We start from the raw sequence: 11818 nt of genomic DNA on the forward strand, positions 1-11818 counted from the left end.
TAAAAAATAGCGGTCGATTAGAGCCTATTATTTTAGGGGACTTGCAAATGCCGGCAACCTCGAACAGGACGCCGACGCCCGATATTGCCGCACAGATCACCCACGCCATGCGCATGATGGGCGTGGCGCCTATACCGCGCAATTACGAGCTATATTACGAAGCCTATCTCGGCTCGAACTCGCAGCTCTCCAAGGAACTCGCGACACTCGGAAGCCGCGCGACGCAGGACGAGCTCGACGAAATCGGCGCCCGGCACTTCAGCCACATTCACCACTCGCGCGGCATCGAACGCGCCCACAGCACGATGGCCGCCAAGCTTTGCGAGCTTGTCAATCTCCTGAAGGACGAGCAGTACGCGCTCGAGAGCTACAACAAAGTTCTCGATGAAGCCTATCTCAACATGACGAACAAGAGCGCCGCAAGCGCCGACATCCTGCGTCACGCGATCGGCATCCTCAGCGAGGCGACCGCGGATACGATGAGCCAGGGCAAGGAGCGCGTGCAGAGCGTCGTCCAGAAGTCGGTCGAGATGGAGGCCATCCGCCAGGAACTGGACGAGTACAAGCGCATCGCCAACACCGATTCGCTGACGCGGCTCGCCAATCGCCGCGCCTTCGACGACAGCCTCGCGGCCATTTACAACAGCGAACACGTTCGCAACTTCACCGGCCTGCTGCTCGCCGACATCGATCACTTCAAGAAGATCAACGACAGTTTCGGCCATCCGGTCGGCGACAAGATCCTTGCCACCGTGGCCAACGTCGTCCGCGCAAACCTCCGCCGGGACGTCTTCGTCGCGCGCACCGGCGGCGAGGAATTCGCGATCATCCTGCGCGACAGCACCCAGGAAGAATGCCTTCAGGCCGCGGACCGGATCCGCACCATACTCGCCAGCGCACCCTTCAAGAACACGAAGACCGGGGTCAATTATGGCGCCGTCACTCTCTCCGTCGGCGTCTGCATGGCAACGGCCGCGGACGATCCGGTCGACCTCTACAACAAGGCCGACATCGCCCTCTACGCCGCCAAGAACGCCGGCCGCAACAGGACGGTGCTCTTCGAGGAAGGCATGCGCAAGGATGTCGGCCGTAACTGGCTGATCTATCGGCGGTAGCCGCCCAATCGAGCCCATCGTAAGCTCGACGAGCCATTTCCGAAGGCGGCCGGGGACGGCATTCCGTTCCTCGATTGCAGCGAATCAGCCGATGCCTGCGTCGTCACGGCTCTGTCGGAGGCTAGCCGTACCCGTGCGAATGGCTCACGCAACGGCCGTAATCCGCATATACCTCAGTGCTGTTCCGGCTCCACTTTGCGAGAGTCACAATGAGCACGAGGAGATATTCCCCATGAGAGACTTTCCCCTTACGAGGCTCGGAATCCTGGCCGCCGCTGCGGTGCTCATCGGCGCAAGCGCCCACGCGACCGATCGTGACCCGCGGGAGGCGCTCAAAGGCATCGTCGATGAGGCGATCCGGCCCGTCATGGCAGAACACAAGATTCCAGGTCTGGCCGTGGCAATCACCGCCGAGGGAGAGCGGTACGTCTTCAACTATGGGGTCGCATCCAAGGAAAGCGGTCAGGCCGTGACCGACCGGACGCTTTTCGAGATCGGGTCTATCAGCAAGACCTTTACCGCGACACTCGCGGCCTATGCGCAAGAAAGCGGAAGCCTCTCCCTCTCCGATCCTGCCGGCAAATACCTGCCAGCCCTTGCCGGCAGCAGCTTCGACGCAATTAGCCTTCTCGATCTCGGCACTTACACAGCCGGCGGCCTGCCGCTGCAATTTCCGAATAGCGTCACGGACGAGAATGTGATCGCCTATTTCAAGAAGTGGCATCCCGAATATGCCCCCGGCACTTACCGTCGCTATTCCAACCCGAGCATTGGGCTCTTCGGCCATCTGGCGGCACAAAGCATGGGCAAGCCGTTCGAGGATCTCATGGAAGGAGAACTCGTGCCGATGCTTGGCCTCTCGCGCACCCATATACGGGTTCCTGAAGACAGGATGGCGGACTACGCCCACGGCTATTCGAGGGATGGTAGACCCGTTCGGGTGACACCCGGTGTCCTGGATTGGGAGGCCTATGGCATCAAGACGACCGCGTTCGACCTGATCCGGTTTGTCGAAGCAAACATCGGCGGCGCGAAGCTGGATGGAACGCTGCAACGGGCGATCACCGCCACGCACACCGGCTACTACCGGGTCGGCGAGATGGTTCAGGGGCTCGGATGGGAGATGTATCCCTACCCGACGGAGCTAGAGCGACTGCTCGCCGGCAACTCGCGCCAGATGGCCTTCGAACCGAACAAGGCGACGAAACTCACTCCGCCGCTGCCGCCGCGCGGCGATATGCTGATCAACAAAACGGGGTCGACGAACGGTTTCGGAGCCTATGCCGCTTTCATCCCCGCAAAGGAAATCGGCATCGTCATCCTGGCGAACCGCAGCTATCCCATACCGGCGCGTGTAAAGGCCGCATACCGGATCCTCACTGAGCTGGACAAGCTGACCGACCCGCGTTGACGATCGGTCCGGCCACGGGCAACAGCAGCATAATAGCCGCCGCCGATAGCCTGTCCCGTAGTATGCGCCGCCTCGTGGTCATGCGGATCCCAATCGCACAGGTGAAGCGAGAGGTCATCGCTGAGCTGCATCGGCCAGCTCTTGCGTGTCGCCGTCTCAATGGCTGCAACGTTATTACGTAACTTTTCAATTGACGAACGTAATAACGTAACATATCGGGGGGAACAGACACGTGCACTCTGCACCCATCTTCGTCACGGAAAAATGTTTGGAGGTCTGAATGCGCTCACTGCGCGTGCTGTTCACTACGGTTGCACTCGGCGTCGCCGCGACGCTTAACGCGGCTCATGCCGAGGTGCTCAAGGTTGCCGGCCCATGGGAGATTACCGGCATTGATCCGGCCCAGACCGGCTATGTCTTCAGCCGATTGCAAGTCGCCGAAACTCTTGTAACCGTGAACCACGAGGGCAAGCTGGTTCCCTCCCTTGCGGATCGGTGGAGCGTCAGCGGCGACGGTCTGACATGGCGCTTTACTCTCCGTGAGAATGCGCGTTTCCATGACGGCGCGCCCGTAACGGCGGAAACGGCCGCGGCCAGTCTGAAGCGCGCTCTTTCGGGTGTCGGCGTGCTCTCTCAGGCGCCGCTTGCCGAGATCACCAGTGAGGGGCGGGACGTGGTGGTCCGGCTGACCAAACCGTTCTCTGCCCTGCCCGCCTACCTCGTGCATTTCAGCACGATCGTGCTGGCGCCTTCCTCATTTGATGCGGGGGGTAAAGTCACGCAGATCGTTGGATCCGGACCCTACAAGGTGAAGAGCCTTACCGCTCCGGCACGGCTGGAGTTACAGGCCTCCGGCGGGTGGTGGGGCGGCAAGCCCGAGATTGAGGAAGTCAGCTATCTCGCAGTGGGACAAGGCGAGACCCGAGCGCTGATGGCGGAAAGCGGTGAAGCGGATCTGGTCTTTTCCATGCTGCCGGTCTCGGTGGATCGTTTGAAGGCAAATCCGAAACTTGATGTGCAGATTGCCACCATCCCTCGCACGCGCATTCTCAAGGTGAATGCGGCGTCGCCATTTTTCGATCAGATTGAGGAGCGCCAGGCGATCAGCGCGGCGATCGACCGCGCCGGGATCACCAAGGTAATCCTGCGCAACGCCGATCTTGCCGCAACCCAGTTGTTCCCGCCTGCGATGAAGGGCTGGAATTCCCCCGACGTCAAGCCGCTCATGCGGGACGTCGACAAGGCGCAGGAACTCCTGGCCGCCGCGGGCTGGGAAGCCGGCAGCGACGGTATTCTGCAAAAAGACGGCAAGCGGTTCAGCGTGACGCTGCTGACCTATTCCAGTTGGCCCGAACTGCCGCCCATCGCGACGGCGCTTCAGGCCCAGCTTAGACAGGTGGGTATCGAGGTAAAGGTTTCCGTGGGAAACAGCTCGGAAATTCCGGCGCGCCATCAGGACGGAACGCTGGAGATGGGGCTGATCTCGCGGCTCTATTCGATCGTGCCGGATCCCGTCGGAACGCTGCTCCAGGATTATGGTCCCGGCGGAAGCGACTGGGGCTCGATGGGTTGGGACAACAAGGAAATCCAGAGCGTCGTCGAACAACTTGCGGCGACGAGCGACACGGCAGCCCGCGCCCCGCTTCAGAGTCGCGCGGTGGAGATCCTGCAGCGAGAGCTGCCAAGCATTCCAGTCACCTGGTCGGAGCTCGCCATCGTCTCGAACAAGAGGATCACCGGGGTCAAGGTCGATCCCCTGGAAGTGAATTACGGCCTCTCGGCCATCCGCTGGGCAGAGTAACGGGGAAAGCGCAATGCGAAACTTCCTTCTTGCGCGCCTGCTCCAGGCGGTGCTGGTGGCCATCGTGGTTGGGACTCTGTGCTTCGTCCTCATGCGCGTGCTGCCCGGTGACGCGGCCATGCGCATAGCTGCCGGTCGCTATGGACCGGATGCGCGGATTGCAGAAGCGGCAGAAAGGGTCAGGCTGGAACTGGGCCTCGACCGCCCGCTCGGGGCCCAGTTCGTAGAATGGCTGGGCGACCTTCTGCGCCTTGACCTCGGACATTCGCTCGTCACCGGTTCGCCCGTCGTTCATGAGTTGGAGGTGCAACTCGGCGCTTCCGCATGGCTTGCCGCGTCGGCGCTCGTGCTATCGCTCCTCATCGGCCCAGTCATCGGCCTCTTCGCGGGGCTGAAGCCGGGAGGCGCTGTTGACCGACTGGGCCTGGCGGGTGCGGCGATCTTCCGCGCCATTCCGCCCTTCGTGCTTGGCCTCATTCTGATGCTGATTTTTTCGAAGCAGCTCGGCTGGCTGCCTCCGGCCGGTTTTGGCTCACCGCGCGAGATGCTGCTTCCCGCGCTGACGCTCGCTCTCGGACTCGCAGCCATGTCGAGCCGGGTGATGCGCAACTCGGTCGCTGCTGTCGCGATGGCACCCTATTTCGCCTTCGCTCGGCACAAGGGGCTCTCGGAATCCGTTGTCGTGCGCCGACATGGACTTCGCAACGCCGCCATTCCGGTCGTCTCCTATATCGGACTGCAGGCCGTCTATCTGGTCGAAGGCGTTGTCGTTGTGGAATCCCTGTTCGCCTATCCGGGCATCGGCCACGCCCTGGTCCACGCGGTTGTCGAACGGGACATTCCCATGGTCCAGGGGACGGCGCTGGTGATGGGACTGATGTTCGTCGTCATCGCCGCCATTGTCGACCTTCTGACGCATTGGCTCGATCCGCGTGTGGGGAGAACGGCATGAGTACGATCGGCGATCTGTCCTTTGCTCGGCCGAAAGGGCGACTGACCACGGGGCGCATCTTTGGCGCCGGGCTCCTCGTCCTGCTTGGTTGCTTTGCGATCATCGGGCCAATGCTCATTCCTGCCGACCCTGCGGCGCAGGATTTTAGCGCCAGCCTCGCCCCGATCGGCGGCGATTTCTTGCTCGGAGCCGATCACTACGGGCGCAGCCTCCTCGCGCGTCTCGCCCACGGCGCTCGTCTTTCCTTCGGCCTCGCCCTACTGACCATGCTCGCGGCCGCGGTCCCCGGCGTTCTGCTCGGTCTTGCCGCCGCCTGGAAAGGCGGCTGGACAGAGCGGTTCCTGGAACTGACGGCCACAATTGTGCTGGCCCTGCCCGGCCTGATGCTGGTGCTCCTGCTGCTGGCCTTCGCGCCCGGCAATTATGTTCCGCTGTTCCTGGGCCTGTCGCTGACCCTGTGGGTCGAGTTCTATCGTGTGACGAAGGCGACGACGAAGTCCGTCCTCGCGCAGCCGCATATCGAGGCGGCGCGGATGCTCGGCTTCGGCTCGCGCTACATCCTCGTCAACTACGTCCTGCCGGTGGTCGCACCGATGATCGGAACGCTTGCGGCCTTTGCCATGGCGACGGCCATCATCGCGGTGTCGACATTGAGTGCCATCAGCGTCGGATTGCAACCTCCCACCCCTGAACTCGGCAGCATGATCGTGGAGCTCTTGCCGTATTACGCGGAAGCGCCGGTGCATATGCTGCTGAGCGCATTGCTGATCTTCCTGCTGGTGCTCGGCCTTCAACTTCTCGCCCAGGGAGATCATCCATGAACATTCAAGCAAGCCCGGATCTCTCGATCGCCGCCCTGTCGATCGATTCGCCGGAGGGCCGCATCGTCTCCGACGTGTCCCTTGCGCTGGGAAGAGGGCGACCGTTAACGCTGCTTGGCGAGAGCGGATCGGGCAAGTCGCTCGTGGCACAGGCGATCATGGGCAATTTGCCGCCAGGGCTGCGTGCGACGGGGCACGTGGTCTTCAAGGGGACGGACCTTCTTGCGGAGACGCCTGCCCAGCGCCGCCGCCGCTGGGGCCGGAGCATTTCCCTGCTGCCGCAGGAGCCGTGGCTGGCGCTGGATCCGACCATGCGCGTCCTGCCGCAGGTGGCAGAGATACATCGCTTCGTCAAAGACAAGGATGCCACGCGGAGCGATGCGCTTGCCAAGGAGAACCTCGCCGGGGTTTCTCTTGCCCACGCGGAAGCGCTTTACCCCTTCCAGATGTCAGGCGGCATGGGACAGCGGGCGGCGATCGCGATGGCGCATGCCGCCGACAGTGAGCTTCTGATCGCGGATGAGCCGACGAAAGGCCTCGACACGGCGCTGCGGGACTCGGTGACGGCACGCCTGAAACGGGAGGTCGAAGCGGGACGCCTGCTGCTGACCATCACCCATGATGTCGCCGTCGCCAGGGCACTCGGCGGCCTGATCGGCGTCATGCTCGACGGCCGGCTGATCGAATACGCTCCCGCGGAAAAGCTGCTCCAAGCGCCCGAACACGCCTATACCAAGGCGCTGCTCGCCGCCGAGCCCGCAAGATGGGAGCGGCAGGCGCCAACGGCATCCGGCGAGGTCGTCCTTGCCGGACGCGGACTGGCGAAGCGCTATGATGGCAGGACCCTGTTTTCCGATCTGGACATCACGGTCGCCGCCGGCGAGATCGTCTCGGTCTTCGGGCCGAGCGGCTGCGGCAAGACGACGGTCGGCAATATCCTTCTTGGCCTGATCCCGCCCGATGTCGGAACGGTCGAGCGCAAGTCGGGAATGTCGCGGCTCCGCTTTCAGAAGCTCTATCAGGATCCACCGGCCGCGTTCGCGCCCCACCAGACTATTCGCAAGGGGCTCACCGATCTGGTTCGCCTCCATGCCAATCGTTGGACGACAGTCGAGGGGTTGCTGGACCGCTTGCGCCTGCCGAAAACATTACTCGATCGTCTGCCCAGCCAGGTTTCGGGCGGGGAGCTACAGCGCTTTGCGTTGCTGCGCGCCCTGCTGCTCGATCCGGCCTTTCTCTTCGCAGACGAGGCGACGTCGCGGCTCGACCCCGTCGGCCAGAAAGAGGTGATCACCTGCCTGCAGGAGATCGTCAGGGAAACCGGCCTCGCTGTCCTGTTGGTCACCCACGACCGGGACATCGCCGAGAACATATCGGCACGAGTATTAAATCTCGAGAACAAGGGGCCCACATGAAGCCGCTCATTCGGCCGCAGGGTATGTTCCGGCAAGACCCGCGCGCGAGACCTTGCACCGTGTCCACCCGACGACCCGGCCCTACTCGGCTGCTATTGGTAGGCGCACTTCCAGTTCCTCCGTCAGATCCTCAGGGATCGCATCTGCAGTCGGCTTGATCCTGAACCATGCGGCGTAAAGCGCTGGAAGGAAGAGCAGGATCAGCACCGTGCCGACCGCCGTGCCGCCGATCAGCGTATAGGCCATCGACCCCCAGAAGACCGAGTGCGTGAGGGGAATGAAGGCCAGCACGGCGGCAAGTGCGGTCAGGATCACGGGCCTCGTGCGTTGCACCGTGGCCTCGATGACGGCGTAATAGTCATCAAGGCCGGCAGCACGGTTCTCCTTGATCTGTTCGGTCAGGATCAGCGTATTGCGCATCAGGATGCCAGCCAGTCCTATCAGGCCCAGAATGGCGTTGAACCCGAAGGGCTGATTGAAGGTGAGCAGCATCGGCACGACGCCGACAAGACCAAGCGGTGCCGTCAGCATGACCATGGCCATCGTCGAGAAGGATCGCACCTGCAGCATGATGACGATCAGCATCGCGGCAATCATGGCCGGGAAAACCTTGCCCAGCGCGGTATTGGCCTTGACAGCCTCCTCGATCGATCCGCCCAATTCGATGCGATAGCCGGCGGGAAGCGATGCGATCAGCGGCTGAAGGGCGGTCATGATCTGCTTGGAGACCTCCGGCGGCTGGGTCGCCTCATTGATGTCCGAGCGGATGGTGATGACCGGCGTGCGATCGCGGCGCTTCAGGATCGGCTCTTCCAGATGGATCTCCGAATGGCCGATCTGGTCGAGCGGAATCGGGCGGCCGTCGCGGCTCATCAAGGAGAAATCCGCCAGACGCGTCGGATCCAGCCGCTCGCCGCCGGCGCTGCGTGCGACGATCGGAACATTGCGAATGTCTTCGCGCACCTGCGTAACGGGGATGCCGGTGAGGAGGAACTGCAGTTGCTGGGCCGCCTCTGCCGGCGAAAGGCCGATGAGGTTCAATCGCTCCTGATCCGGGATGAAGCGGAGTACGGGCGTGCGATTGCCCCAATCTCGGTTGGCCTGGCGCACGTCCGGAACGCCGCGCATGATGTCGAGGGCCTTCTGGGAAATGCTGTACAGTTGGGCGGGATCAGGTCCCATGACCCGAAACTCGACCGGGAACGGGGTGTAGGGTCCGAACACAAGCTGGGTGACGCGCACATAAGCCTCAGACGCAAGCCCGCGGGATATCGCCTCGCGGAGCCGGTGCTTCAAAGCCTCGCGCGCCTCCGCGTCCGGCGTGAGCACGACGATCTTGGCGAAGGCGGGATCAGGCAGTTCCGGCGCCATCGCGAAGAAGAAGCGGGGAGCGCCCTGACCGACATAGCTCGTGACAATCTTGACCTCGGGCTGCTTGTCCAGCCACTGTTCGAGCTTCTCGACTGCCGCCGTCGTCGTCTCGATGCTGGTGCCTGCCGGCAGCCGAACCTCCACCAGCACCTCCGGGCGGTCGGACGTCGGGAAGAACTGCTGTTTGATGGCGCCCATGCCGACCACGGAAAGTGCGAAGGCGATGCCGACGACAGCGCAGGTCAGAAACTTGCGGCGCACCGCAAAGGTGATGAGCCGTCGCAGACGCCGATAGTTCGGCGTGTTGTAAATCGCCTCGTGACCGCCCTCGACCGGTTTGATCGCGGGCAGCATCTTGACGCCGAGGTAGGGCGTGAACACCACCGCGACTATCCAGGAAACGATGAGGGCGAACCCCACCACCCAGAAGATGTTGCCGGCGTACTCGCCCGCCGTCGAGCGCGCGAAGCCCACCGGCAGGAAGCCGGCGATCGTCACGAGGGTTCCCGACAGCATCGGCGCCGCAGTGTGGCTCCACGCATAGGCCGCCGCCTTGATGCGGTCCATGCCCTCTTCCATTTTCACCACCATCACCTCGATGGCGATGATGGCGTCGTCGACGAGGAGACCGAGCGCCAGGATGAGGGCGCCGAGCGTGATGCGGTCGAAGAACCGGCCGGTTTCGAGCATTATGAGGAAGACGACCGCAAGCGTCAGCGGGACGGCAGCCGCCACGACGATGCCGACCCGCCAGCCGAGGCTGAGCAGGCTCACCACCAGCACCACGCCGAGCGCCATGGCGAACTTCATCATGAATTCGTCGACGGCCGAGGTGATGTTGACGGCCTGGTCGGTCACCTTGTCGAGCGTCATTCCGAGCGGCAGTGCCTGTGCGATGGCTGCGGTCCTGTCCTCCAGCGCCTTGCCGAGCGCGAGACCGTCCCAGCCCTCCTGCATGACAGCCGCTAGCATGATGGTCGGCTCACCCTGGCGCCGGATCAGGTAGGTGGGAGGATCCTGGTAGCCGCGGCGGACCGCGGCGATGTCGGAGAGCTTCAGCGTCCGCCCCGCAGCCGCGATCGGCGTGTCGGCGATCGCCTGGACACTGTCATAGTCGCCGTCTACCCGGATGAAGACCCGCGGCCCCTTTGTGTCGATCGAGCCCGCCGGTGTAACGGTGTTCTGCCGCTGCAGGGCGGCAACAATATCCTGTGCCGAGACGCCGAGAGTTGCCAGTTTGGCGTAGGAGAACTCGACGAATATCTGTTCGGGACGTTCACCGAGGATGTTGATCTTCTTGACTCCGGGCACGTGCAGGAGGTCCTGGCGGATCACCTCGGCCTGCCTGGCCAACTCACGCATCGGCATGCCCTTGGCCTTCAGCGCATAAAGGGCGAAGCTCACGTCCGAATATTCGTCGTTGATGAAGGGGCCGAAGACGCCCGACGGCAGGTTGCGCGCTTCATCCCCGAGCTTCTTGCGGGCCTGGTAGAACTCCTCCTGCACGACGGACGGCGGCGTGCTGTCCTTCAGCGTAACAGTCATATACGCATAACCTTGCCGTGTGGTCGTCTCCACCCGGTCGTACCAGGTCAGCTCCTGAAGCCGCTTCTCCAATGGTTCGGCGACGAGGTCCTGCATCTCGCGCGCCGTCGCGCCTGGCCATGCCGTCGTGACCGTCATGGTCTTGATGGTGAAGTTCGGATCCTCCGCCCGTCCGAGCATGAGGAAGGCGTAGGCGCCGGCGGCCACCAGCAGGAGGATGAAGAACAGGGTGACAGCCCGTTCGCGAACGGCGATCGCGGAAAGATTGAGGTTCATCATCAGTTACTCCCCTCAGGAGCAGTTCTGACTGAAGCGCCTTCCTGCAGGAGATGAGCGCCGAGCGAAACGATGGAATCGCCAGTGTTCAATCCGGAGATCAAGGCGGTTTCGCTGGTCACGCGGACAAGTTTGACGGGTCGAAAGTGCACGGTCGAGCTGGCTCTGTCCAAGACCCAAACGCCGGTCTTCTCACCATCGTCGAGCACGGCTCCGAGCGGCACCTGGACTTCCGGCTGGCTCACCTGGTTTGCAATCCGAATGGTAACCGTGGAGCCGAGCGGCGCTGCCGCGGCCTCACCATCGAGGACGTAGCGGGCCTCGTAGGTACGCGTCTGGGGATCGGCGGAGTCCGATAACTGCCGCAGATGTGCCGTGTAGCGACGCTCATCGCCTCCATACAGGCTGGCCTCGGCCACCGAGCCGAGCGCCGGCCGGAGCGTCTCGGGAAGTGCGACGACGGCCTCGCGGGGACCGGCGTGGGCAAGTCTAACCACCGGCTGACCGGCGGCGACAACCTGCCCCGGCTCGCCGAGCGTTTCGACCACCGTTCCATCCGCATCCGCCGCCAGGACAGAATAGGTCGCCTCGTTCTCCGTGACCTTCGCTTCCGCTTCCGCGGCGGCAAGCTGTGCCGTCGCGGTGTCGAGCGCCGCCTTCGCCTGCTCGTAACGCTGCGGCGTTGCCGCCAGTCCATTCTTCACCAGGACAGCATAGCGCCTCTCGTCCGCACGCGCCTGGACCAGGACAGCGCGTGCTGCAGCAACAGCATTGCGCTTGGCCGCGAGTGCGAGTTGCAGATCGGTCTCATCGATCCGCAGCAGCGCCTGCCCCGCCCTCACCTGTTCGCCGATATCGACGAGGCGCTGAATAATCTTGCCCGGCACCCGGAAACCAAGATTGCTCTCAATCCGCGCGGCGATCGTACCTGTAAAGGCTCGCTCGGCGCGCTCTGCTCTCGTCGCCTCCACCACCCTCACAAGTGGCGACGCGACGCGGGGATCTGCGACCTCCACGTCCGGTGCTGGCGTTTCGAAAACGAAGGCAGACGCCGCGCCCCCGGCTGCAGCCACAAGGCCGATCGCTATGAGAAGAAATTTGCGCTTCATGT

The 11818-nt window shown here is 63.2% G+C and carries 8 protein-coding genes; 6 read left to right on the top strand and 2 right to left on the bottom strand.

Annotated features, from left to right (window positions below; translation table 11 throughout):
* Nucleotides 1-47 precede the first annotated feature (47 nt).
* The 6 genes from SJ05684_RS08430 to SJ05684_RS08455 all read left to right on the top strand — a co-directional run bounded on the left by SJ05684_RS08430 (nt 48) and on the right by SJ05684_RS08455 (nt 7515).
* A complete protein-coding gene (locus SJ05684_RS08430; RefSeq protein ID WP_034857497.1) occupies nt 48-1115 on the top strand; it encodes a GGDEF domain-containing protein in 1068 nt (355 codons plus the stop codon).
* 232 nt (nt 1116-1347) lie between these two features.
* Nucleotides 1348-2526, top strand: coding sequence for a class C beta-lactamase (ampC, locus tag SJ05684_RS08435; RefSeq protein ID WP_034857495.1), 1179 nt, complete (start codon nt 1348-1350; stop codon nt 2524-2526).
* Nucleotides 2527-2806: 280 nt separating this feature from the next.
* Nucleotides 2807-4327: an ABC transporter substrate-binding protein gene (locus SJ05684_RS08440; RefSeq protein ID WP_034857493.1), complete on the top strand. Its 1521-nt coding sequence runs from the start codon at nt 2807-2809 to the stop codon at nt 4325-4327.
* 13 nt (nt 4328-4340) lie between these two features.
* Nucleotides 4341-5279 (top strand): ABC transporter permease, encoded by a 939-nt coding sequence (locus SJ05684_RS08445; protein ID WP_034857492.1) that lies wholly within the window; start codon nt 4341-4343, stop codon nt 5277-5279.
* A complete protein-coding gene (locus tag SJ05684_RS08450) occupies nt 5276-6100 on the top strand; it encodes an ABC transporter permease (RefSeq protein WP_034857490.1) in 825 nt (274 codons plus the stop codon). The genes SJ05684_RS08445 and SJ05684_RS08450 overlap by 4 nt, the downstream gene beginning before the upstream one ends.
* Nucleotides 6097-7515 (top strand): ABC transporter ATP-binding protein, encoded by a 1419-nt coding sequence (locus SJ05684_RS08455; RefSeq protein WP_034857489.1) that lies wholly within the window; start codon nt 6097-6099, stop codon nt 7513-7515. Before SJ05684_RS08450 ends, SJ05684_RS08455 begins: the two co-directional genes overlap by 4 nt.
* A gap of 81 nt (nt 7516-7596) precedes the next feature.
* Here the strand turns inward: SJ05684_RS08455 and SJ05684_RS08460 are convergent, their stop codons facing one another.
* Together SJ05684_RS08460 and SJ05684_RS08465 are read right to left on the bottom strand one after the other, a co-directional pair.
* On the bottom strand, nt 7597-10707 hold the full coding sequence (locus SJ05684_RS08460) for an efflux RND transporter permease subunit (protein ID WP_034857527.1): 3111 nt from the start codon (nt 10705-10707) through the stop codon (nt 7597-7599).
* Nucleotides 10708-10709: 2 nt separating this feature from the next.
* On the bottom strand, nt 10710-11816 hold the full coding sequence (locus SJ05684_RS08465; protein WP_034857488.1) for an efflux RND transporter periplasmic adaptor subunit: 1107 nt from the start codon (nt 11814-11816) through the stop codon (nt 10710-10712).
* Between the last annotated feature and the right edge of the window lie 2 nt (nt 11817-11818).

This window comes from Sinorhizobium sojae CCBAU 05684 (assembly GCF_002288525.1).
GTDB classification, from domain to species: Bacteria; Pseudomonadota; Alphaproteobacteria; order Rhizobiales; family Rhizobiaceae; genus Sinorhizobium; species Sinorhizobium sojae.